Source organism: Sphingomonas sp. HMP6 (assembly GCF_013374095.1).
Classification (GTDB): Bacteria; Pseudomonadota; Alphaproteobacteria; order Sphingomonadales; family Sphingomonadaceae; genus Sphingomonas.
Genome location: NZ_AP022672.1, coordinates 1,328,048 through 1,351,743, shown reverse-complemented (window position 1 = coordinate 1,351,743; position 23,696 = coordinate 1,328,048). Strand labels below are relative to the sequence as shown.

Here is a 23,696-nt window from a genome sequence, read left to right as displayed (position 1 = left end):
GATGGTCTGGCGGCGCACTCTGGTCGAGCTGCTGCATCTGGTGATTGGCGTCGCCGGCGCGGCGGTGATCGCTTATGGTGCCGTATGGTCGCTGCCGCATGCCAGCGACACGATCTGGTCGGTGATGTTCGGCGTGATGGCAGTGGTGGTGGCGATGAGCATCCCCTCGCTGCGCGCCGCGGCCAAGGCGGATCGTCGCTCGACCGATGGTTGATCTGCCCGACGCCGTCCCCGCGATCCGTGCGACCGCAATGGCTTGCGACGCGAACCCGTACGGCAAGATCTTCGTCGGCTGGCTGATGGGCCAGATGGCGCTCGCCGCCGGATCGGTTGCCTCGCGGCACTGCGGCGGGCCTGCGCCTGTCGTCGCGGCGGACAGCTTCAGCTTCACCGCACCGGTGAGCATCGGCGAGGAAGTGTCGTTCTACGCCGAGATCATCGGCACCGGGCGCACCTCGATGACGGTGGCGGTGGCGGTGTGGCGGCGCGACCGGCATGGCGAAGGCAGCGCACTCGCCGCGAACGGGCGCTTTACGTTGGTTTCGATGGGCGCGGATGATCGACCGCGGCCCCTCCAAAAGCTGATCTAGCAAGAGCTAGTATAGAAGGAACTCCCCAGTGGCCGACACTTTCGACCTCGTCATCCTCGGTTCGGGCCCCGGCGGCTATGTCGCGGCGATCCGCGCGGCGCAGCTCGGGCTCAAGACCGCGATCATCGAGCGTGAGCGCTTGGGCGGCATTTGCCTCAACTGGGGCTGCATCCCGACCAAGGCGCTGCTGCGCTCGTCGGAAATCTATCATTACATGCAGCACGCCGCCGATTACGGCCTAAGCGCCGACAATGTCGGGTTCGATCTGACCAAGGTGGTCGAGCGCAGCCGCAAGGTCGCGGGCCAGCTCAACATGGGCGTGAAAGGCCTGATGAAGAAGAACAAGGTGACCGTGTTCGAGGGTGTCGGCACGATCACCGCTGCAGGCAAGGTGACCGTCAAGCAAGGCGACAAGACGACCGACCTCGAAGCCAAGAACATCATCATCGCCACCGGCGCTCGCGCCCGCGACTTGCCCTTTGCCAAGGCCGATGGCGCGCGGATCTGGACCTATCGCCACGCGATGGTGCCGACCGAAATGCCGACTAAGCTGCTGGTCATCGGGTCGGGTGCGATCGGCGTCGAATTCGCGAGCTTCTACAACGATATGGGCGCGGATGTTACCATTGTGGAAATGCTCCCGCGCATCCTTCCGGTGGAAGATGAAGAGGTCAGCGCGTTCATGGACAAGGCGCTGACCAAGCAGGGTATCAAGCTGCGCACCGCGACCGGGCTGGAAGCGCTCGACCCAAGTGCGAAGGGCGTGACCGCCAAGATCAAGGGTAAGGACGGCACGGTTACGTCCGAAGGGTTCAGCCACGCCATTGTCGCGATTGGCATCGTCCCCAATACCGAGAATATCGGGCTGGAGGCGCTCGGCATCGAAACCGATCGCGGCCACATCAAGACCGACGGCTATGGCGCGACCAACGTTCCGGGTATCTGGGCGATCGGCGATGTCACCGGCGCACCGTGGCTGGCACACAAAGCGAGCCACGAGGGCATCATCGCGGTCGAGAAGATGGCTGGCGGCCACCCCCACGCGATGGACAAGGGGAATATCCCCGGCTGCACCTATTCGCGCCCGCAAGTCGCGAGCGTCGGCATGACCGAGGCAAAGGCCAAGGAAGCCGGATACGAGCTCAAGGTCGGCAAATTCCCGTTCATCGGCAATGGCAAAGCGATTGCGCTGGGCGAGGCCGAGGGCTTCGTGAAGACGGTGTTCGACGCCAAGACCGGTGAATTGCTCGGCGCGCACATGGTCGGCGCGGAAGTGACCGAGCTGATCCAGGGCTATGTCATCGCGCGCCAGCTGGAGACGACCGAGGTCGAGCTGATGGAAACCGTCTTCGCGCATCCGACGCTCAGCGAAATGATGCACGAAAGCGTGCTCGGCGCGTACGGCCGCGCGATTCATATTTGATCGGCCACACGGCCAGGCACGGGGAATGGATCGCATGTTGAAGACGTTGGGGGCCGCAGTGGCGGTCGCGATTGCTGCACCCGCATTGGCCGAGCCCGCCGCGCCGCAGATGGTTGTGGTGACGGCGGACAGGATGGTCGACGTGCTAACTGGCAAAACCGTCGACCACCCTGCCGTCTTTATCACCGACGGCCGCATCACCAGCGTGGCCGACGCGCGCACCGTGCGGTGGAGCGACAAGGTCAAGCATATCGACCTTTCCGGCAAGACGATCCTGCCCGGCTTGATCGACATGCATGTTCACTTGACCAGCCTGGCCGAGATCGGCGGCTATCGCGACTTGCAATATACCGACAGCTTCTGGAGCGCGGTCGGCGTGGCCAATGCTGCAAAAACGCTTAAGGCGGGCTTCACTTCGGTGCGCAATGTCGGCGCGGCCGATTTTCAGGATGTCGGCTTGCGTCAGGCGATCGACGGCGGCTGGGTGGTCGGGCCGCGGATCACGACCGCGACTTACGCGATCGGCGCGACCGGCGGGCATTGCGACGACAACAAGCTGCCGCCGAGCCTCGATCGCGCCACGCCATCGACCGTCAATTCGCCCGACGAGGCGCGCACCCGCGTTCGCTGGCTCCACAAATATGGCGCGCAGGTCATCAAGATCTGCGCAACCGGCGGCGTCTTCTCGCTCGGGGACAGCGTCGGCGGGCAGCAGCTCAGCCTCGGGGAAATGAAGGCGATCGCCGACGAAGCGCATATGCTGCACATGAAAGTGGCGGCGCACGCGCATGGCGATGAGGGCATTCGCACCGCGATCCTCGCCGGGATCGACACGATCGAACATGCCAGCCTCGCGTCGGACGAGACGATCAAGCTCGCGGCGCAGCGCGGCACGTGGTTCGACATGGATATCTATAACGACGATTATATCCTGGCGACCGGCACCGCCAACGGTACTGAGCAGGAGAGCCTCGACAAGGAAAAGGAAATCGGCCTCAAGCAGCGCCAGACCTTTCAGCGCGCGGTGAAGGGTGGGGTGCGGATGCTGTACGGCACCGACGCCGGGGTCTATCCGCACGGCGACAATGGCAAGCAATTCGCCAAGATGGTCGAATGGGGCATGACCCCGCTCGGCGCGATCCGCGCGGCGACGTCCGATGCTGCGGTGGCGCTGGGCAAGACCAGCGATGTCGGTGCCATTGCCGTCGGGCGCTATGGCGATATCGTTGCGGTGGACGGAGATCCGCTGGCCGACGTGCGCGTGCTGGAACACCCCGCCGCGGTGATCAAGGGTGGCGTGCGGGTCGAATAAAACGACCGCGATTCAGGCGGCTGCGCTGTCCGCGATTTGCACTGCATCGTCGCTGCGCGGCAAGGCGATCGGGGTAGAGCGTCGCGCAACGGCATCGCCGCTGACATGCTTCAAACAGCCATCGACCGCCGCACCGGTTTCGATCGAGATCGATTCATACTCGACGTCGCCAGTGATCCGTGCGGCGCGCTCGACGGTGAGTTGACGCACCGACACCGATCCCTCGATCGACCCGGCGATCCGCGCCGTCTCGGCGTGGACGGCGCCATGGATACGGCTTTCGCTGCCCTGGACGAGATTACCGCAATGCACGTCCCCTTCGACACAGCCGTCGATGTGGAGGTCGGCAGTCGCGGAGAGGTTTCCGGTAATCACCACGTCCGGCCCGATGACCGAGAACATGCCACGCTTGCCGCCCGTTGATGCTGCTGCTGCCGCACCCGCCTCGCGGCCGCCGCGTGCGCTGTTGAACATCGCCATAGTGACCGCTCCCCGCATTCCCGATTCGGTCTCTTCGGTAGCATATCGCGCCGAAGCGCTGCAGCGCGTTTCGTCAGGCCGTGCGCGGCATCAGCGGATTGTCGTTTGCGGCGGGCTTGAGCACCGCGCGCGCTTGTAGCAGCGTCGCGGTCAGCAGCGCGACCGTGGCGAGCGGCATCGCGCCGCGTTCGGGGAGCAAGGCAAGTGCACTTGCTGCCAGGACGAGCCCTGCAACGCGCCAGCGGGGCGGGTCGCCGCGCTCCGCGATCGCCAGCGTGCCGGCGACGATTGCGGCGATCATCAGCACCATCGCGTCGGTCGCCGGGATAACCACCGTCATGACGAGTGCGCACAGCAAGATGGCATCCGCCCTCTGCTGCGAATACAGCCGCCGTGCCGAAAACCAGGCGGTATAGGCCCCGGCGGTTCCGACGGTCGCGACGATCGCGAGGCCGTTCAGCGGCAGGTCGCCGACCCCCGGCGCCGCCTGCAGCAGCACCCAAAGGTTCGGTGCACCACGCGATAGCGGGAGGTCGAGCAGGAAGGGGGGCATCGACAGGTCGCCAATCGACCCGCGCGCCAGCAGGATTGCGGCGGCGGCCAGGCCAGACAGCGCCACCCACAGTGGCGCGGCGCGGTGCTGGATCGCCAGTGCCGCGATGAACGGGCCGATCAGCAGCGCTTGCGGATCGAACCCCAGCGCCACGCCGTACCAGAGCAGCATCAGCCACAGCTCGCCTCGGATCGCGGCCCGGAGCGCGATCAGGCACGCCCATGGCCAAGCCAGAGCCCCGCCAAGCATCAGCCCGAGTGGGATCAGCGCGATCGCCACGGCATCGTGCCGGAGCGGTTGCGAAAGTGTCGGGCCGACGATCATCGCGCAACCCTGCACCGCTGCTGGTTGCGGCGGCGTTAAGGTTGCGCACGCCGCGCCGCTGTGGTCAGTTCTTCAAAAGATAAGACAGGAGATGAGGATGGCGACATCGGCGATTGAGCGGCCGGGCGATCAGCCGGGAACGCCTGGTCGGATCCCCGCGCCGAAGGGCTTGCCCGTCGTCGGCCACCTCCACCAGATCGCGCGCGCCGGGCTGATCGGGCACCTCCTCCACGTCAGCCGTGATTTTCCCCAAGGCATCTTCAAGCTCAAATTCGGTAGCCGCGTCGCGCTGTTCGTGACCGATCCCAATCTCGTTGCCGAACTGTGCGACGAAACGCGCTTTCGCAAGATGCCGGGGCCGGGCCTGCGCGTCGTGCGGAAGTTCGCCGGCGACGGGTTGTTCACCGCCTTCAGCGAGGAGCCTAATTGGGGCAAGGCGCATCGCATCCTGCTCCCCGCGTTCAGCCAGCGCGCGATGAAGGGCTATTTCGAGATGATGCTCGAGGTGGCGGACCAGTTGGTGGCGAAATGGTCGCGGCTGTCGGGCACCGACGTGCTCGTCGCCGACGACATGACGCGCTTCACGCTCGATTCGATCGCGGTCGCCGGGTTCGGCCACCGCTTCGCCTCGTTCGAACGCGAGGAATTGGACAGCTTCCTCGAAGCGCTCGCCCGCGCGCTCGGCGAATCGCTCAACATGATCACGCGTCTGCCCTTCCAGCAGCGCCTCGCCAAGAAATCCGCGCGGCAGTTCGAGGCCGACATTGCCGAGATGAACACGCTGGTCGACGGTATCATCGCCGAACGCCGTGCCAATCCGAACGATGGCAAGGATCTGCTCAACCTGATGCTCTCGGCAGTAGATCCCGAGACGGGGGAGGGGCTCGACGATCTCAACATCCGCTACCAGGTGCTGACCTTCCTGATCGCGGGGCATGAGACGACGTCGGGGCTGCTCACCTTCGCGCAGCATCTGTTGCTGCGGCACCCGCACGTACTCGCGCAGGCATATGGCGAGGTCGATCGCGTCCTGCCCGGCGACAAGCGCCCTGATTATGCCGACATCGCACAGTTGGACGTGATCGAACGCATCCTGAAAGAAGCACAGCGGCTGTGGCCGACCGCGCCGATTTTCAGCCTGGCACCGTATGAGGATGAGGTGATCGGCGGCACGTGGACGATGCGAAAAGATCGCCCAGTCAACGTCTTCTCGCCCGGTCTTCATCGTAACCCGCAAGTGTGGCCGAGCCCGGACGAATTCGACATCGACCGCTGGCTCCCCGATGCCGAGGCGGCGCGGCACCCGCATGCCTATAAACCGTTCGGCAACGGCATGCGCGCGTGCATCGGGCGGCAATTCGCGATGGTCGAGGCGAAGATGGCGCTCGCCATGATCCTGCAGAAATTCGCGATCAGCGATCCGCATGGCTATCGGCTGCGGATCAAGGAAACGCTGTCGATCAAGCCCGACGAGTTCACGATGCGCATCCGCCTGCGCGGCGAGCATGAGCGGATGAGTTTCGGGTCGGTTGCCGCGACGCCCGAAGACGCGCCGGTCGCTGCGATATCGGGCACCGGGCAGCGTTTCTCGGTGCTCTACGGATCAAGCCTTGGCACCGCGCGCGACATTGCCGAGGAAATCGCCGAGCGCGCCAATCTCGATGGGTTCGAAACTGCCGTGCGATCGATGGACGAAGCCTTGCTGCAAGGGCATTTGCCTGAGGACAAGGTAATCGTCGTCGTCACCGCGACCTATAATGGCCGCGCCCCCGATACCGCGATCGAACTCGAACGCGCGATGGATGCCGATACGTTCAAGGATGCCGATTGGGTCGGCGCGAAGTTCGCGGTGCTCGGCATCGGCAATTCGCAATGGCCGAATTACCAGCATTTCCCCAAGCGCGTCGATGCCGCGTTGGAGGCGACCGGGGCCGACCGCCTGCTCCCGCGTGCGGAGGCTGATGGCTTGGGCGATTTCGACGGGGCGGTGGCGCAGTTCGTGCGCGATTTGTGGAAGGCGCTGGGCAACGTCGCCGAGCCGAGCGTCGCCAAATCCACGCTGTCATTACAGGTGGTCGACACCGCGGAAACCCGCTCGCGCGTTCTGCCCGAACATGCGCAGCAACTCGAAATCGTTGCGAATGACGAGATGGTGCGGCCCGCCGACGGCCTGTGGGATTTCGCGCTCGAGCCGCCGCGCCCCTCGACCCGCTTCATCCGCATTCGCTTGCCCGAGGGGCAGCGCTATCACACCGGCGACCATATCGCGATCTATGCGCATAACCGGCCCGAGCTGGTGACGCGCGCGATGGCGCGGTTGGGCGTGGCGGGTGCGACGCAATTGCGGCTCGACGGGCAGGGCGGTCGCTTCCACCATCTGCCGCTGGGTCAGACGGTGACGGCGCGGCAGTTGCTGACCGATTTCGTCGAACTGTCGGATACGTTGCCAAGGCGCGCGCTGGCCGTCGTGGCCGAGCAAACGCGCTGCCCCAATACCAAGGCCAAGCTGGCCGCGCTGGAGGCGGATTATGACGCCGCGGTGGCGGGCAAGCGCCTGTGCTTGCTTGATCTGCTCGAACAGTATCCCGCCGCCGAACTGTCGCTCGACAATCTGGTAAAACTCTCCCCCGCGATCGCCCCGCGCTTCTACTCGATCGCGTCCAGCCCGTTGAACAACCCGCACATCGCCGACCTTATCGTCGGCACGATGGCAGCACCCGCCTGGTCGGGGCTGGGCGAGCATCGCGGTTTCGCTAGCGGATACATGCAGACTGTTGCGCCGGGCGATCAGGTGTTCGGCTATATCCGCCGCCCCAACCCGCCCTTCGCGCCGCCCGCCGATCCGTACGCGCCGATGATCCTGATCGGCCCCGGCACTGGCTTCGCCCCGCTACGCGGCTTCCTCGCCGAGCGCGCCGCGCAAGCGGCGGCGGGGGAGGCGGTGGCGAAGAGCCTGCTGTTCTTTGGCTGCCGCCATCCCGATCACGACTGGTTCTGCCGTGACGAGGTCGAGGCTTGGGCGGCGGCGGGGATCGTCGATCCGTACCTCGCCTTCTCTGCGGTCCCGAGCCACCCGTGGAAGTTCGTCCAGGACGCGCTCTGGGCCGAACAGGAGCGTATCTGGGCGGCGATTCAAGCGGGCGCGCACATCTTCCTGTGCGGCGACGGCAAGTTCATGGCGCCTGCGGTGCGCGACACGCTGATCCGCATCCAGATGCAGCAAGTGGGGGATGAACATGCGCAGGGCTCCGACTGGCTGAATGCGATGATCGAGGACGGGCGCTTCCATCAGGACGTGTTCGGGTTCGGGAAGTAGCTGAACAATACCCTTTGCAGGTGCAGACCGTGACACGGTGACCGCGTCAGCCGGGATCGGGCTGTCGATCGATCTGTTGTTCGACGATGGCGCGAATTTCAGACGGGGAGAGTGTGCCGGCCTCGGCCTGCATGGTGATGCTGTTCAGCTCGGCCAATAGCGTCTCTTCTAGCATCGGACTGGGCGTCGTAAGAACCGCGCTTTTCGCGACAGAGGAGGGGGCAAACGCAGCATCGTGATCGCGCCCGGCGCGCGGCACCTTGAACGGCCAGAGGCCGCTCCAGCGATAGTGATCGTCCCAGCGCGGACCACCGCGAACAACCGCCCAATATTTGATCAGCGCTTCGCTCTCGCTCGTCCGTGATGTCAGCATCGCATCATAAAAAACGCGGTGGGTTTCTTCCCACGTGCGTTCCATGCTGTCGCAATAGTGATCGTGGATGATTGAGGCATCGCGATACGGCATTTGATAGGGGCTGCCGACGATCGCCCAGGCGATGCGCGGGATCGAGGCACCGTTGATTACCGACCCGCTCGGTGCGGTCCACATCCTGCCCGCCGGGTCCTTATAGCGAAACGCTTCGAGCAACTTCATGCCGTCGCTGTCGGAAAGCCACTCGGTCTTGGGTGTCGAATAATATTCGCCACCGGGGTTGGCGTCGGTCATCGTAACTGTCCCCCCTCATCGTGCGCTTTTTCTTGCGCAGCCTCGTCCCAAGGTCCAGCATGATCCACGCACCGGTAGAGTGCAAGACGGAGAGCCACCGATGCTACAACTCAGCGGACAGGACGCATCGTTCGTCTATCTCGAGACGCCGCATACGCCGATGCATATCGGTTCGGTCGGCATCTATGATCCTGCGACCGCGCCCGGCGGGTTCGTCCGCTTCAAGGATATCCTCAGCTTCATCCAGAGCCGCCTCGGTGGCGCGCGGTCATTCCGGCAGCGGCTGGTGCGGGTGCCGTTCGATCTCGATCATCCCTATTGGATCGAGGATCCGGAGTTCGACATCGAATTCCACGTCCGCCACATCGCGCTCCCCAAGCCGGGTGATTGGCGGCAGCTCTGTATTCAGGTCGCGCGGCTGCATGCCCGCCCGATGGACCTCAGCAAGCCGCTGTGGGAATTCACCATTCTCGAAGGGCTCGACAATGTCGAAGGCTTGCCGCCGGGCTGTTTCGCGCTGATCGCCAAGGTGCATCATGCCGCGATCGACGGCATGTCGGGGGTCGAGATGTCGGCCGCTTTGCACGACGTCGACGCGAACATGACGCCGCCCGCCGCGACCGATGATTGGAAGCCCGAGCATATGCCCAAGGTCGCCGATCTGCTCACGCGCAGCTATTTCAACTCGCTGCTGCAACCGATGCGCGTGGTCGAGACGATCGGGCGCTCGCTCCCCGGCATGGCCAAGCTCACCGCGAGCGTGACCAAGGGCGACGTCAGCATCGCGGGCGCAAAGCTCGCGCCGAAGACGCGCTTCAACGCGAAGGTCTCGGCGCACCGCGTGTTCGATGCCGCTGCGTTCAAGCTTTCTGACATCCGCGCGATCAAAGATGCGGTGCCTGGCGCGACCGTCAACGACGTGATCCTTGCGATCGTCGGCGGCGGATTGCGCGGATACCTCGCTGCGAAGGGCGAACTGCCCAAGGACACGCTGAGCGCGATGGCGCCGATTTCGGTGCGCGGGGAGGGGGAGAAGGCGGCACTCGGCAACCTCGTCTCGGCGATGGTCGTGGGCCTCGGCACGCAGATCGAAGATCCGCTTGAACGGCTTCGCTTCGTCCACGCCGAAGCCGCCAATTCCAAGGCGATGACTGGCGCTGTCGGCGCGCGGACGCTGACTGATTACAGCCAGCTAATCCCATCGGGGCTCGCCGGGCTCGCCGCGCGGCTCTACACGCGGGTCGGGGCGGCGAACGCGCACGCCCCGGTGTTCAACTGCGTGGTGACGAACGTGCCGGGCAGCCGCATCCCGCTCTATTTCGGCGGGGCGAAGATGGTCGCGATGTACGGCACCGGACCGGTGTTCGACGGCATGGGGCTGATCAACACGATCTATTCTTATACCGACACGATCGCGATCAGCTTCACCAGCGACCGCGCGATGATGCCCGATCCGGAGGCTTATGCCGCGGCGCTCACCGCAGCGTTCGCGGCGCTGAAGAATGCCGCCGCCGCGCCGCAACCGGCGGCGGCCAAGCCAGCGAAATCCCCCCCGCCTGCGCCCAAAAAGGCGAAGGCACCCAAGCAGAAGGAACTGACCGCATGACCGACAAGATCCGCGATACGTTCGAGAAGATGGCCGAGCCCGCCAAGAAGGCCGGCGAGGCGCTCCGCGATGCTGGCACCAAAATGGCAGAGAGTAGCTCGACCGTTGGGCTCAAGATGCTCGATCAGGCCGAATCCAATACGCGCGAGGCGTTCCAGGCGATGCGCGCCGCCGCCGGTGCCAAGGATCTGTCCGAAGTGATGAAGATCCAGGGCGATTTCATCCGCGAACAGGGCACCCGCAGCATGGGCCAGGCGCGCGAGATCGGCGAGCTGATCATGCAATTCGGTCGCGATGCGGTGAGCACGGTGCGCGGCGAGAAATAGGGGGAAGGCGTCGGCCCGCGCTGCGTTCGCCAAGCGGCGGGCGTGGCGTGGGCCAGGCCACCTGCCGGTCCCCCGCATAGCACGAGGATCCCGCCGATGAACGCACCGACCCCGCCCGGAACCAAGCTGTCCGGCAACGATATGATCGACGACAGCTCGTTCAAGCCGACCGTCAGCGGTGCCGAACACGCCGTTGCGGCGGCGGGCTTCCATCTGGTCGAGCGCGTGCTGTTGATCCTCGTCGCGCTGATGACGATCGGCGGCGCGTTGACCGAGATTGTCGCCATTTATCAAAGCTGGTCGATCACGCTCGCCGATATTCTGCAAATGTTTCTCTACACCGAAGTCATCGGCATGGTCAGCGTTTTCTACACCGGCAAGGGCGCGACCTTCATCTACCCGATCTTCATCGCCATGACCGCGCTTGCCCGCCTGATCGTCCTGCAAAGCAAGGAGATGGCGCCGGAGAATATCGTGTTCGAAGCAAGCGCGATCCTGCTGCTGGCGGTCGCGGCGGTGGTCATTACGCGAATCAGTCGGCCGGGAACGGTGGCCTGACGCAAGCCCGCCCGGGCGTTCCTGCCGGGTGCGTCTAACCGCCCGCTCGACCAAGACCGATGGTGCGACTCCGCCACTCCGACGCCGCATGCGGTGGTTCGACGGTTTTACGCGGCATTTCGCTGCTTTTGTTCGGAACAGCTTTTTCTCCAAGTAGTTATGGAAGCTGGGAAAATTGCTCCCAGATACTGGAGAGAGAGAATGCACCAGAACCTTGTGTCCGCAGTTTTCGACAGCCGTTCGGAAGCCGAGCGTGCCGTATCCGAGTTGCGCTCGGCCGGTCTGAACGACAGCGCGATCTCGATCATCGCACAGCACGACGGCGAAAACACCACGACGGATGGTGCAGGCGCAGAGGCCGCCACCGATGTGGTTGGCAAGACCGCGCTTGGCGCAGGGGCCGGGACGTTGCTCGGGATCGCCGCGCTCGCGATTCCAGGCGTCGGTCCGCTCGTGGCGGCAGGGGCGATCGCGGCGGCAGCCATACCGGGTGCCGCGTTGACCGGTGCGGCGATCGGCGCAGCGGCCGTTGGCATCAGTGGCCTGTTGACCGACCACGGCGTGACCGCGGAAGATTCCACCTATTACGAGGGCCGTATCAACGATGGCGGCGTGTTTGTTTCGGTAGACACCAGCAATGCCGGCGTGACCGAAGAGCGCGCCAGCGACATTCTGAGCCGCAACGGTGGTCACAGTTCCACTCGCGCCAAGATGATGCCGGCACTGTAAAGCGTCGCAGCACGGTAATATCAGGGCGCCCGGGGAGAGATCCCCGGGCGCTTTTTAGATCATGCGAGCGATCTACAGACCGTGACCGTCAACGACGCGCCGTGCCTCCAGCCGCAATGGGCGTAGCTTTGGGTATAGTCCGGGGCGTACCGCTCAGGCATGTCCCGCAAACGGATAGACCAGCCGCTTCAGTCCATTCCGCTTGAACGGGTGCCAATCGCCCTCGGCTTGCGCCAGTCGGTCGGCGACGGCGTAGAGCACCGCCGGATTGACGCCGAGTCCGCAATGGCTGCCATGCACTTCGATATTGTCGGTCTCGGCGCTGCGCGGTTCGACGCAATTCTGCCAAGCGACCACACCGTCCTCGCGCGTGTAGATTGACGTCGAGGGCACCGGCGGCGGGCTGGCGCTTTCGCGCAGCTGCTCGGTCACATCCGCGTCGTCGATCTTCTGGCCGGTCAGCATTTCGTAGGCGCGCCAGACGTTGGTCGCTTTGGGCGTGCCGGTGAAGGGCGATCCGAGCGAAATGACTTGGCGCACCGCATCGGGCGCGCGGCGCGCCAGCTGGCGCGCCATCACGCCGCCGAGGCTCCAGCCGATCAGGCTGACCTTCTGGCCGGTTGCTTCGTGGATCGCCTTCAACCGCGCGATCAGCTTCTCGCCTTGCTGGCCGATCGCCTTTGGGCCGAGATTGCGCCCCAAGTCCCAGGTGTGGGCATCATAGCCGATCTGCGTCAGATAGCGGCGCAGCACCGTGGTCGAAATGTCGCTCGTCACGAAGCCGGGCAGCACCATGACCGGATGTCCGTCACCGCGCGGCGCGCTGGCAAGAAACGGGGCGGCCATGCCGAGGCTCGACAGTTCCGCCAATGCGCGCGGCAATTCGGTCAGCGCCAGCAACGCGGAGGGCGGGGCGACCTGTGTCGTCGCATGGGGGGTGGGCATCGGGCATTCCTTCCTTGAATTGCAGTCTAAACGTGCTGCATTGCAATATAGTTCAATCTTCCACGCCGAATGCGCGATGCTGCGCCGCGACGCGCGCGACATCATGGCTCAATATAGCAAGATCGAAGGCGTTCCCGGCCCGATCCCGGACGTGATCTTTCAATAGCGCTTCGGCGCGGAAGCCGAGGCTTTCGAAAAGCATGACCGATCCGATCTGGTCGGGCGTCATTTGCGCAGTCAGCTTGGCGATGCCGCGCTCCATCGCGATCGAATAAATCCCTTCGAGCAGATCGCGCCCGAGCCCGGCACCGCGCTTGGACGGCGAGACGAGCAGTCGCACCTCGCCGACATGCGCGCTCCAGCCGAGCGGATCGCGCACCAAGGCAGCGGTGCCCACGAACTGGCCATTCTCCTCCGCGACGAGGCTGTCGATCCAGCCCTCGGCAATCGCTTCGACCCAGGCGGCGATCACGCGCGGATGCTTCAGGTCGCGGCCCAGGAAAAGCAGATCGTGCTCTGGCAAGGCTTCCGCAAATGCCAACATTGCGTCTGCATCCTTGGCATCGAACCGGCGAATGTGATGGCTCATTCCGAACGCTCCTCGAGCCAATCGACCAGTTTCGGCCATAGGCGCTTGATGGCATTGCCGCCGGCGACGAGGCTGACATGCCCGCCTTTCAGTGTCACTTGTTCCTTGCTGGCGCTGCCGACCAACTCGATCAGCGGGGCTGATGCAGCGGCAGGGACGATATGGTCGTGCTCGGCAGTGACGTGCAGGAACGGCGCGGTGATCGCGCCCAGATCGACGCGGCGGCCGCCGACGTGCATGGTCCCTTCGTGGAGTTCGTTCCCCCACAGGAGTTGCTTGACCGTCTGACGGAAATATTCGCCGGGTAGCGGCAGGACGTCGCTGGTCCAGCGATCGAACATGCGGAAGGAACGGACATAATCGTCGTTCCACAAATTGTCGGCGAGCCGGATATTCCCCGCGATCCGCCCGCCCGGCCGCAGCAGATCGAAGGCGGTGTACAGATAATCACCAGGGCAATTGCCGAACGTATCGACCAGTCGGTCGACATCGAAGAAGCGTCGGTCGGCCCAAGCCTGAAACATGTCCATCTTCGAGAAATCGACCGGCGTGGTGAAGCAGACGAGGTTCTTCATCGGCGCGTCAGGATGTAGCCCCGCCCAGAGCGTGGAAAGCACCCCGCCGAAGCAATAGCCGACGATCGTGAAGTCCTGTTCACCCGTCTCGGCCTGCACCCGCGCGATCGCCTGGGGCAGGAAATCGAGCACGTAATCCTCAAGGGCGAGCGTCTTCTCATCGGCGCGCGGTGGCGTCCAGTCGAGCATGAAGACGTCGAACCCGGCCTTGAGCAGATATTCGACCAGGCTTTGACCCGGCACCATGTCGAAGATGTAGCCGCGGTTGGTGGTCGCCATGACGAGCAGCAGCGGCACGCGGTACACATCATCGACCAGCGGGCGGTAATGGTAGAGGTTCATCGTCCCGCGCTGGATCAGCAGATCCTTGGCGCACGCCCCGAGTGCGGGGGCGGAGGAGGTGAGATAGCCAAGGCCCTTGATATTGCGCTGGAGCGCCCGGTCGAAAGCAGTGCGCGCCTGGTCGAGAAGGTTGGGCGCCGCGCTCAAGGCTTGGCCGGGGCCGTGCGCGTGCGCTTGGGTTTGGGCCGGGCCGGGGGTGCGATCCCGGCTTGCGCCATCACGATCCCCTCGATCCGCGCGACCGCTTCCTCGATCCGGGCAAGGCGCGCCGAGATGTCGGCGACTTCACTGCGGCTCGGCATGTTGGCGGCGGCGAGCGCGCGGTCCATCACTTGGTGCGCCGCGCCCTGCGCCTGCATCGCGGCGGCGTTCGCGCCTTGCATCACGCGGGCGAACTCGCCGGTCTTCAGCGCTTCCCCGCCAAATTGGTTGGTCATCTGCTCCCACTGGCCGAGCATGTCGCGGAACAGGGCGCCGGGATCGGTTGGGTTTGCCATCGACCACATCCTTCACCGCCGGCGGGGAGCCGTCAAGCGGATGCTGCACGTTGCAGTGCAGCATGATTGCAGCATCACCTGGTCGGGGTGGCCGGCTGTGGTCCCGCCGGCGTCGCATCGAGCGTCGCGTCGCCGCCGAGCGTGCGGTAGAGCGTGACCAAATTTGTCGCGCCCGTAAGCTGCGTCGCGACCAACGAGCGCCGTGCCGAATAAAGCGAGCGCTGCGCATCGAGGCTCTGCAGGAACGTATCGATCCCGCCGCGATAGCGGGCGTCGGACAGCCGGTAATTGTCGCTCGCCGCTGCGGTCAGCGCGGTCTGCGCGGCGAGCTGATTGCCGATCGTGCCGCGCCGCGCAAGCGCGTCGGCGACTTCCCGGAACGCGGTCTGGATCGTGCGCTCATACGTCGCCAATGCAACGTCGCGTTGCGCCCGCGACTGGGCGACGCCCGCGCGTCCGGCACCGGCGTTAAAAATCGGATAGCTTGCGCCCGGCGAAAGCGAATAGTTGAAGGCGCCGCCGGTGAACAATCCACCCAGCGTATTGCTGGCCAACCCGGCGAGTGCGGTCAACGAAATGCGCGGGAACAAGGCCGCGCGTGCAGCGCCGATCTCGGCATTGGTTGCGCGCAATTCATATTCGGCCTGCACGACGTCTGGGCGGCGCAGCAGCACGCCCGAATCCACGCCCGCAGGCAGCGCGGCCACAGTCGCGGCGGCCTCCTCGATCGATTTGGGCAGCAACGCGGGGTCGACCGGTGCGCCAACCAGCAACTGCAGCGCGTTGACGTCCTGCGCCACCGCCGTTGTCTGCGTCGCAAGATCGGACTGCGCCGTCTGGAAGACGATTTGCGCCTGCGCAAGGTCGGTCCGCGGTGCGATCCCGCCATCGAGGCGCAGCTTGGTCAGTGTTACGCTGCGTTCTGCATTGGCAGCGGTGTCGCGCGCGATTTGGAGAAGGCTCTGGTCCGACGCATAGGTCAGCCAGGCGGTGGCAATGTCGCCGACCAGCGTCAGTCGGGTCGCGCGGGCGGCCGCCTCAGTGCTGAAATAGCGGTTTTGCGCCGCGGTGCTGAGCGACCGGACACGACCGAACAGGTCGATCTCGAACGCGGTGATGCCGAGATTGGCCGAAAAATTCTCGCGCACTCCGCCGGTCACCGGCGCGCCGCCATTGAACGCGCGACCGGTTCCGGCGTCGCTGCGCGTGTAGTTTGAGGATGCGTCGATCGTCGGTAACTGCTCGGCCCGCTGAATGCGGTACTGCGCCCGTGCGATAGCGATATTGGCGGCGGCGATGCGCAAATCGCGATTGTTGGCGAGTGCCTGTTCGACGATCTTTTGCAAGCGCGGGTCGCGGAAGATATCGCGGTACGAGATGCTGGGCAGCGCTGCCTCGTTTTGCCGCAGATAGGCATCGCCGACTGGCCAGCTCGGCGGAACCGGCAAGTCCGGACGGACATATTTCGGCGCAAACGAACAGGCCGAAAGAGCGGCGAGCGATGCGAGGGTGATGGCCTTGCGGATCATGCCGTCGCCTCCCCAGTACTGGAGGGCGGGGCGTCCGGCGCGGGTTTGTGCCGGAATTTCTTCAACGTATCGCGCGTGCCGCGGCGGACCAAGACGAAGAACAGCGGGATGTAGAACACCGCGAGGATCGTCGCGGTCAGCATCCCGCCGATCACCGCCGTGCCGATCGCGACGCGGCTGTTGGCACCAGCGCCGGTAGAGATCGCCAGCGGCAAAACGCCGAAGATGAAGGCGAGGCTGGTCATCAGGATCGGGCGCAACCGGAGGCGGGCGGCCTCAAGCGCGGCATCGATCACACGCTTTCCCGATTTCTCCGCCTGTTCGGCGAATTCGATCATCAGGATCGCATTCTTGGCGGCGAGGCCCATCGTGGTGAGCAAGCCGATCTGCAGATAGACGTCATTCTGCAATCCGCGCAGCGTCACCGCGAAGATCGCCCCGACGAGGCCGAGCGGAATGATCATCAGCACCGCGATCGGGATCGTCCAGCTTTCATACAGCGCGGCGAGGCATAGGAACACGACCAGCAGCGAGATGCCGTAGAGCAATGGCGCTTGCCCAGACGACAGGCGTTCCTGGTAGGACAGGCCGCTCCACGCAACCGAGGTGCCGGGATATTTGGCCGCAAGCTCGGCCATCGTGTTCATCGCGGTGCCGGAGCTTTCCCCCGGTGCCGCCTGACCCGAAATCTCGTAGGATGAAATGCCCGAGAACCGTGCGAGCGTCGGGGGTGTCTTGCTCCACGCAATTGTCGAAAAGGCGGAGAAGGGCGCCATTGCCCCGCTCGAACCGCGCACGAACCATTTCGACAGGTCTTCGGGGGCCGCGCGGTATGGCGCGTCGCCCTGGACATAAACGCGCTTCACGCGGCCACGATCGTTGAAATCGTTGACATAGCGGCCACCCCAAGCGGTTGACAGCGTGGTGTTCACGTCGGCTTGGCTGAGGCCAAGCGTGCTCAGCTTTTGCGGATCGAGGTCGATGCGCAGCGTCGGCTGGTCTTCCAAATCGGTCGGGCGCACCGCCGCCAGTGTCGGATCAGCGCGCGCGGCGGCCAGCAGCGCGTCACGTGCCGCCTTGAAGTCGGCGCGGCTCAAACCGCCGGTGTTCTGCAACTGCATGGAGAAGCCGTTCGACTGGCCGAGCCCGCGCACGGCCGAGGGGACGGTAGCGTAGAATTCGACGTCGCGCAGGCCGCTCAGCGCCTTGTTTGCGCGCTGCGTGATCGCGTCGGCACCGTTTTGGGTCCCCTTGCGGTCGGCCCAGTCCTTGAAGGCGACGAAGCCGCGACCGGCGTTCTGGCCGCCGCCGCCGCCCCCGCCGCCGCCGGCGACCGTCAGGAAGCCGGCGACGTTCTTGCCTTCGCTACCCGCGAAATACTTCTCGATCTGCAACTGCGCCTGACGCGTCTGGTTAATCGTCGAGCCCGGCGCGAGGTTATACTGAATCTGCGCGATTCCCTGGTCCTCGGTCGGCAGGAACCCGGTCGGCAGGCGGAGGAACATGATTGCCAGGATCGCGACCACGCCTGCGTAGATCAGCAGGAACAGCCATTTGCGGTCTACGACCGTTCCGACGGCGGTGACGTAGCGATCGGTCGTCCGCTCAAATCCGCGGTTGAAGCGGTCCTTCAGCGGCTGAGTCTTGCGGGCCAGCCAGCCGTCCTGTTTGGTGTCCTGCTTGCGCTTCAGCAACGTTGCGGTCAGCGCCGGGGTCAGGACCAAGGCGACGACGACCGACAGGACCATCGCCGAGACGATCGTGATCGAAAATTGCCGGTAAATCACGCCGGTCGATCCGCCGAAGAACGCCATCGGCAGGAACACCGCCGACAATACGAGCGCGATCGCGATCAACGCGACGGTGATTTCGTCCATCGATTTGATCGTGGCGTCGCGCGGCGACATGTCGGGATTTTCATCCATCAACCGCTCGACATTCTCAACGACGACGATCGCGTCATCGACGAGCAGTCCGATCGCCAGCACGAGGCCGAACAAGGTCAGCGTGTTGATGGTGAAACCGGCGAGCGCGAAGATGCCGAAGGTGCCGAGCAGCACGACTGGCACCGCGATCGTCGGGATCAGCGTCGCGCGCCAGCTTTGCAGGAACACGAACATGACGATCACGACCAGCACGATCGCCTCGATCAACGTCTTTTCGACTTCTTCGACCGAGAGTTTGATGAAGGCGGTCGAATCTTGCGGGAAGCTGTAGGCATATCCTTGTGGGAAATTTTTCGCCGAACGCTCGATCTCGGCCTTGACCAGTTCTGCGGTGCCAAGCGCATCGGCACCGGGTGCGAGGCTGACGGCGATGCCCGCGCCGGGATGCCCGTTGACGCGGCTGGTGACGCCATAATTTTCTGCGCCCAACTCAACGCGCGCCACGTCGGACAAGCGCACAACAGAGCCATCGGGCTGCGTTTTCAGGACGATGTTGCGGAACTGTTCGGGCGTGGAAAGCCGCGCCTGTGCTGTGACGGTGGCGTTTAAGACCTGTTCGGGCGCGTTGGGCGTGCCGCCGATCTCGCCCGCCGCCACTTCGGTATTCTGTGCGGTGATCGCGGTGACGACATCGCCGGGGATCAAGCTGAAGCTGGCAAGTCTGTTGGGATCGAGCCAGATCCGCATCGCATATTGCGCGCCGAACACGTTGATGTCGCCCACGCCTTTGATGCGGCCGATCGTGTCCTGCAGGTTCGACACGAGATAGTCGGACACGTCCTGGTTGGTGGTGCGGTCGCTGGTGTCGTAAATCGCCGCGATCAGCAGGAAGTCGGGGTTCGATTTGGTGACGGTCAGGCCCTGTTGCTGCACTTGTTGGGGCAACCGGGGCAGGGCTTGCTGAACCTTGTTCTGCACCTGCACCTGCGCAATGTCGGGATCGGTACCCTTCTCGAAGGTGGCGGAAATCGACACCTGACCGCGCGAAGAGGATGACGTGCTGAAATAGAGCAGGCCATCAATGCCGGTCAGTTGTTGCTCGATCACCTGCGCGACCGAATTTTCCAGCGTCTCGGCCGATGCACCGGGATAGCTGGCACGGATATTGACGTTTGGCGGCGCGATATCGGGGAATTGCTCGACCGGCAGGGTGTAGATTGCGCCGATGCCGGCCAGCATGATGATGATCGAAATGACCCAGGCGAAAATCGGCCGGTCGATGAAAATGCGCGAAATCACGGCGCGCTCAGGTCTTGGGCTTGTCGGAGGAAGGCGACTTGATCGTTTGCGGGGTGCCCGCCGCGACGGGGCGAACCGTCGCATCGGCCTTTACCTTGCCCACACCCTGCACGATCACCTTGTCGCCCGCGTTCAGACCGGCGGTCACCACCCAGTTGGAGCCCGATGTGCGCGTCGTCGTGACTTGCTTTGACACCGCCTTGCTGCCGCCTTTGCCGTCGGGGGCAACAACGAACACCGTCGCATTGCCCTTGGGGTCGCGTGAGACGGCTTGCTGCGGGATCAGGAAGGCATTGGTGTCGATCGATTGCGCAAAGCTTGCGCGGACGAACATGCCCGGCAGCAGCAGCCCCTGCGGATTGGGGAAGCGCGCACGCAACGTTACCGTGCCGGTCGCGGCATCGACCATCACCTCGGCGAATTCCACCCGGCCCACCATCCCGTAATCGCTGCCGTCTTCCAGTTTCAGCCGTACATCGGCGCTGGCGGCGGTGCCCGCGGTCGCGAGCGACCGCCGCAGGCGGAGCAAGTCGGCGCTCGCTTGCTGGATATCGACATAGATTGGATCGAGCCGCTGGATCGTCGTTAGCGGGTCGGTCTGGCTCGCTGTGACGAGGGCGCCTTCGGTGAACAGCGACCGCCCGATCCGTCCGGTGATCGGCGCGGGCACGGTGGTGAAGCGCAGATTGATCTGCGCGGTCTCCAGCGCCGCCTTGGTCTGCGCCACTGCGGCGGCCGCCTGGCGCGCTTGCGCGGCGGCGTCGGTGTAATCCTGCTTGGCCACGGCCTGCATGTCGGCGAGCGGCTTGAAGCGTTCGGCCTTGATTCGCGTCGCTTCGGCATTGGCAGCAGCGCTACTGAGGCTGGCGCGCGCTTCGTTGGCGGAGGCGCGGTAGAGGCTGGGGTCGATCTGATAGAGCGGTTGGCCCTTGCGGACGAGCGCACCCTCGGTGAAAAATCGGCGGCGGATCAGCCCGGTGACCTGCGGGCGCACTTCGGAGCTTTGATAGGCTGCGGTACGGCCGGCAAGCTCGGTTACGATCGGCACGCTGCTTGGCTGCACGACCATGAAGCCGACTTCGGGCGGGCCCTTCGCGGCACCCCGACCGCCCTTGGCCTTGTCGCCGGAGTCTGCACCGCATCCGGACAGGGCAAGCGCCGCAACGCCCAATGCACCTATCGTGCGAAGATAGAAAACCCGAACCGTCATTACGTGTCCACCGCTCCGGAGCAGTTGCGTACGGTGGATACCTCACGCAATCGTCGCCCAACGCCACCTGTTAGGGATTGTTCCGGCCCCGGATCAACTGTCCCGGTTCGGTCCTTTTGCAGTGCAGCATGGCTTAGCGCAATTTGGCGATGCTCAAAGAGTCGGCTTTGGCGCGGTCCTTGGTCGATTCTTCGCTGCGCTTTAGCGCCTTGGCGATGGCCTTGAGCGCCATGCCTTTTTTGGCAAGCGTGTGCAGCTTCTGGATCTCGTCGGTGGTCCAGGGCTGCCGGTGGCGTTCGAATCGATCTTCGCTCATGGGGTTCGGATACGCCTACCCGTGCGGATGCGCCAGCACGCCCGCAATATCGACACACTCTTGCGACACATCGCCGCTACCGCACCTGCGAACGGATTATGGAATCGCAATGACACGTGTATCGACCCTGCTGACGCTCGCCCTCGCCGCGACCCCGACCTTCGCGCTGGCGCAGCAGCAGACCGCTCCCGCCGCGCCGACCCAGCAGCCCGCGCCGATCTCCGACGAAGGCGAAGATGGCCCCGATATCGTTGTCCAAGGCGCGAAGCAGCCCGGCGCGGTGGTCGGCGACATTCCGCCCGAACAGCAGCTTTCGCCCGCCGACATCCGCTCCTACGGGGTTGGTTCGATCTCCGAACTGCTGGCCGAACTGGCACCGCAAACGCGCAGCGGCCGCGGTAGCGGCGGCGCACCGGTGGTGTTGCTGGATGGAAAGCGCATCTCAGGCTTCGCAGAAATCCGCGATTTGCCGACCGAGGCGATTGCGCGGGTCGATATTTTGCCGGAGGAAGTTGCGCTTAAATATGGCTATCGCGCCGATCAGCGCGTGGTGAACATCGTGCTGCGGCGTCGTTTCCGCGCGGCGACCGTGGAACTGGCGGATCGCGTGCCGACGGCGGGCGGACGTGGTGCTCCTCAGGCCGAACTCGATCTGCTCAAGATCGCGAACAAGGGCCGGGTGAACCTTCACCTCGAATATTCATCGACCAGCGCGCTCACCGAGGACGAGCGCAACATTGCCCCGTCGGCGCTGCCGGGCGCGGTCGACCAGCGACCGTTCCGCACGCTGCTGCCCTCGAGCGAAACATTCAACGCCAACACCACCTATTCCCGGGCCTTCGGAAACATCTCCGGTACCTTCAACGGCACACTCGGGACGACCAGCAGCGACGCGCTGCGCGGCGTGCCCACCAATGCGCCTGCGGGCGATCTGTCGCCGCTCAATCAGCGCAATTCGACGATCGCCACGCATTTGGGCACGGCGTTCAACGGCGCGATCGGCAAATGGCAGTGGACGCTGACCGGGGGGTACGACCACAATGAATCGAAGACGCTGACCGACGTCGGGATCGACAGCAGCACGACCCCGCCAGGCGTATTGCCGGCCACGCGCGGATCGTCGGTTTCCAACACCGGGCAGATCGACGCGTTGCTGAGCGGCGCGCTGTTCAAGCTGCCGGCGGGGGATGTATCGACCAGCGTGCGCGTCGGCGGTGATTTCAACAGCTTTTCGAGCCGGTCGTTTCGCGGCGGTGTATCGACGCCGGGGTCGGTTTCGCGAAACAGCGGCAATGGCCAGATCAACGTCGACGTGCCGCTGACCAGCCGTACCAAGGACGTGCTGGCGGCAGTCGGGACGCTGTCGGTGAACGGCAATCTGGCGCTCGATCAACTCTCCGATTTCGGCACGCTCAAGACGGTCGGTTACGGCCTCAACTGGTCGCCGATCATTCCGCTGCGGATCATCGCGTCGGTTACCGATCAGGACGTTGCGCCAACGCCGCAACAGCTCGGCAACCCGCAGATCGTGACGCCGAACGTCCCGGTGTTCGATTACGTGCTCGGCCAAAACGCGCTGGTCACGACCGTGTCGGGTGGCAATTCCGGCTTGGTGGCGAGCAGCAGCCATGTTCGCAAACTGGGCGTCACCCTGAAGCCGTGGAGCGCCAAGGAGCTCTCCTTTTCGGCCAACTATATCGATGCACGCGTGGAAAATCCCGTCGCTGGCTTCCCAAGCCCGACGGCCGCGATCGAGGCGGCCTTCCCGGGACGATTCACCCGCGTCGGGGGTGCGCTGGTTCGGATCGACAATCGCCCGATCAATTTCGCCGAAACCAGTCGATCGGAACTGCGCTGGGGGATCAATTTCTCGACCGCACTCAAGTCGAAACTGCAGAAGCAGATTGAGGCGTGGCGCGCGGGTAAGGGCCCCAATCCCTTTGCCGGCCTGAAGATTCCGGCAGACGTTCAGCGCCAGATCGATCAGGCGCGCGCCGCCCGCGGTGGCGCGCAGGGGGGTGGCGAGCGCGGTCCCGGGGCCGGTGGCGGCCCGGGCGGTGGCGGGCGCGGCGGTTTCGGTGGCTTTGGCGGTGGCGGACGCGGCGGCGGTCGCCTGCAGTTCGCGCTGTATCACACCTGGCACTTCACCGATCGCGTGCTGGTGCAGCAGGGCGACCCTGCGCTCGATCTGCTGAACGGCGATGCGATCGGCGGCAGCGGCGGCCAGCCACGCCACGAGCTCGAGGGCCAGGCAGGCTATAGCAACAACGGCATCGGGGTGCGCCTGTCGACCAATTGGCAAAGCGCCACGCGGGTCAATGGCGGAACCCCGGCCAACCCGCAGACGCTGCGCTTCTCCGACCTCGGTACCGCAAACCTGCGGCTGTTCGCCGATCTTGGGCAGCGGCTGGAGCTGCTCAAGAAATATCCGTGGCTACGCGGCACGCGCGTTGCCTTCTCGATCGACAATCTGTTCGATTCGCGCCAACGCGTGACCGACGCGAACGGCACGGTGCCGGTCGCGTATCAGCCCGATTATCTCAACCCGCTTGGCCGGACGGTGCGCATTTCGGTGCGCAAACTGTTCTTCTGATTGGTGGCGGCGGCGTGTCATGCGCTGGCGG

The 23,696-nt window shown here is 64.7% G+C and carries 21 protein-coding genes; 10 read left to right on the top strand and 11 right to left on the bottom strand.

Annotated features, from left to right (window positions below; translation table 11 throughout):
- Position 1 precedes the first annotated feature (1 nt).
- Genes HMP06_RS06790 through HMP06_RS06775 form a run of 4 tightly spaced genes read left to right on the top strand, consistent with a single transcriptional unit; the run spans position 2 to position 3,325 of the window.
- A complete protein-coding gene (locus HMP06_RS06790) occupies positions 2-214 on the top strand; it encodes a hypothetical protein (protein WP_176496408.1) in 213 nt (70 codons plus the stop codon).
- Positions 207-590, top strand: coding sequence for an acyl-CoA thioesterase (locus tag HMP06_RS06785; RefSeq protein WP_176496407.1), 384 nt, complete (start codon positions 207-209; stop codon positions 588-590). Before HMP06_RS06790 ends, HMP06_RS06785 begins: the two co-directional genes overlap by 8 nt.
- Positions 591-618: 28 nt before the next feature.
- Positions 619-2,013: a dihydrolipoyl dehydrogenase gene (gene lpdA, locus HMP06_RS06780; protein WP_176496406.1), complete on the top strand. Its 1,395-nt coding sequence runs from the start codon at positions 619-621 to the stop codon at positions 2,011-2,013.
- A gap of 34 nt (positions 2,014-2,047) precedes the next feature.
- A complete protein-coding gene (locus HMP06_RS06775; protein WP_232089893.1) occupies positions 2,048-3,325 on the top strand; it encodes a Xaa-Pro dipeptidase in 1,278 nt (425 codons plus the stop codon).
- Positions 3,326-3,337: 12 nt separating this feature from the next.
- Here HMP06_RS06775 and HMP06_RS06770 read toward each other — a convergent pair whose 3' ends face one another.
- Both HMP06_RS06770 and HMP06_RS06765 read right to left on the bottom strand, forming a co-directional pair.
- Positions 3,338-3,805 (bottom strand): bactofilin family protein, encoded by a 468-nt coding sequence (locus tag HMP06_RS06770; protein ID WP_176496404.1) that lies wholly within the window; start codon positions 3,803-3,805, stop codon positions 3,338-3,340.
- Positions 3,806-3,878: 73 nt separating this feature from the next.
- A complete protein-coding gene (locus tag HMP06_RS06765) occupies positions 3,879-4,682 on the bottom strand; it encodes a hypothetical protein (protein WP_176496403.1) in 804 nt (267 codons plus the stop codon).
- 97 nt (positions 4,683-4,779) lie between these two features.
- Between HMP06_RS06765 and HMP06_RS06760 the strand changes: the two genes are divergently transcribed.
- Positions 4,780-7,998 (top strand): bifunctional cytochrome P450/NADPH--P450 reductase, encoded by a 3,219-nt coding sequence (locus HMP06_RS06760; RefSeq protein ID WP_176496402.1) that lies wholly within the window; start codon positions 4,780-4,782, stop codon positions 7,996-7,998.
- A gap of 46 nt (positions 7,999-8,044) precedes the next feature.
- Here HMP06_RS06760 and HMP06_RS06755 read toward each other — a convergent pair whose 3' ends face one another.
- Positions 8,045-8,665 carry a DUF1353 domain-containing protein gene (locus tag HMP06_RS06755; RefSeq protein WP_176496401.1) on the bottom strand — a complete coding sequence of 207 codons (621 nt, stop codon included), beginning with the start codon at positions 8,663-8,665 and terminating at the stop codon, positions 8,045-8,047.
- Between the two features lie 100 nt (positions 8,666-8,765).
- On the opposite strand from HMP06_RS06755, the gene HMP06_RS06750 reads away from it, so the two are divergent.
- The 4 genes from HMP06_RS06750 to HMP06_RS06735 all read left to right on the top strand — a co-directional run bounded on the left by HMP06_RS06750 (position 8,766) and on the right by HMP06_RS06735 (position 11,884).
- Positions 8,766-10,271 (top strand): WS/DGAT/MGAT family O-acyltransferase, encoded by a 1,506-nt coding sequence (locus HMP06_RS06750; protein ID WP_176496400.1) that lies wholly within the window; start codon positions 8,766-8,768, stop codon positions 10,269-10,271.
- Complete coding sequence (locus tag HMP06_RS06745) at positions 10,268-10,597, top strand: phasin family protein (RefSeq protein ID WP_176496399.1); 330 nt, start codon at positions 10,268-10,270, stop codon at positions 10,595-10,597. Before HMP06_RS06750 ends, HMP06_RS06745 begins: the two co-directional genes overlap by 4 nt.
- Before the next feature lie 96 nt (positions 10,598-10,693).
- Positions 10,694-11,155: a phosphate-starvation-inducible protein PsiE gene (locus HMP06_RS06740; RefSeq protein ID WP_232089892.1), complete on the top strand. Its 462-nt coding sequence runs from the start codon at positions 10,694-10,696 to the stop codon at positions 11,153-11,155.
- A gap of 201 nt (positions 11,156-11,356) precedes the next feature.
- On the top strand, positions 11,357-11,884 hold the full coding sequence (locus tag HMP06_RS06735) for a hypothetical protein (RefSeq protein ID WP_176496398.1): 528 nt from the start codon (positions 11,357-11,359) through the stop codon (positions 11,882-11,884).
- Between the two features lie 153 nt (positions 11,885-12,037).
- On the opposite strand, the gene HMP06_RS06730 is transcribed toward HMP06_RS06735, so the two are convergent.
- The 8 genes from HMP06_RS06730 to HMP06_RS06695 all read right to left on the bottom strand — a co-directional run bounded on the left by HMP06_RS06730 (position 12,038) and on the right by HMP06_RS06695 (position 21,072).
- Complete coding sequence (locus HMP06_RS06730) at positions 12,038-12,829, bottom strand: esterase/lipase family protein (RefSeq protein ID WP_176496397.1); 792 nt, start codon at positions 12,827-12,829, stop codon at positions 12,038-12,040.
- A 52-nt stretch (positions 12,830-12,881) separates the two neighbouring features.
- Positions 12,882-13,418 (bottom strand): GNAT family N-acetyltransferase, encoded by a 537-nt coding sequence (locus tag HMP06_RS06725; RefSeq protein ID WP_176496396.1) that lies wholly within the window; start codon positions 13,416-13,418, stop codon positions 12,882-12,884.
- The gene (locus HMP06_RS06720) at positions 13,415-14,482 is read right to left on the bottom strand and encodes an alpha/beta fold hydrolase (RefSeq protein ID WP_176496395.1); all 1,068 of its coding nucleotides are present in this window, start codon (positions 14,480-14,482) and stop codon (positions 13,415-13,417) included. Before HMP06_RS06720 ends, HMP06_RS06725 begins: the two co-directional genes overlap by 4 nt.
- The gene (locus HMP06_RS06715; RefSeq protein WP_176496394.1) at positions 14,479-14,832 is read right to left on the bottom strand and encodes a poly(R)-hydroxyalkanoic acid synthase subunit PhaE; all 354 of its coding nucleotides are present in this window, start codon (positions 14,830-14,832) and stop codon (positions 14,479-14,481) included. Before HMP06_RS06715 ends, HMP06_RS06720 begins: the two co-directional genes overlap by 4 nt.
- A gap of 74 nt (positions 14,833-14,906) precedes the next feature.
- Positions 14,907-16,361 carry an efflux transporter outer membrane subunit gene (locus tag HMP06_RS06710; RefSeq protein WP_176496393.1) on the bottom strand — a complete coding sequence of 485 codons (1,455 nt, stop codon included), beginning with the start codon at positions 16,359-16,361 and terminating at the stop codon, positions 14,907-14,909.
- Positions 16,358-19,546: an efflux RND transporter permease subunit gene (locus HMP06_RS06705; protein WP_269473408.1), complete on the bottom strand. Its 3,189-nt coding sequence runs from the start codon at positions 19,544-19,546 to the stop codon at positions 16,358-16,360. Before HMP06_RS06705 ends, HMP06_RS06710 begins: the two co-directional genes overlap by 4 nt.
- 7 nt (positions 19,547-19,553) lie before the next feature.
- Complete coding sequence (locus HMP06_RS06700; protein WP_176496392.1) at positions 19,554-20,756, bottom strand: efflux RND transporter periplasmic adaptor subunit; 1,203 nt, start codon at positions 20,754-20,756, stop codon at positions 19,554-19,556.
- Positions 20,757-20,889: 133 nt separating this feature from the next.
- Positions 20,890-21,072 (bottom strand): hypothetical protein, encoded by a 183-nt coding sequence (locus HMP06_RS06695; RefSeq protein ID WP_176496391.1) that lies wholly within the window; start codon positions 21,070-21,072, stop codon positions 20,890-20,892.
- A gap of 109 nt (positions 21,073-21,181) precedes the next feature.
- On the opposite strand from HMP06_RS06695, the gene HMP06_RS06690 reads away from it, so the two are divergent.
- Positions 21,182-23,665, top strand: a complete 2,484-nt coding sequence (locus tag HMP06_RS06690; protein ID WP_176496390.1) for a TonB-dependent receptor — start codon at positions 21,182-21,184, stop codon at positions 23,663-23,665.
- The last annotated feature ends 31 nt before the right edge of the window (positions 23,666-23,696 follow it).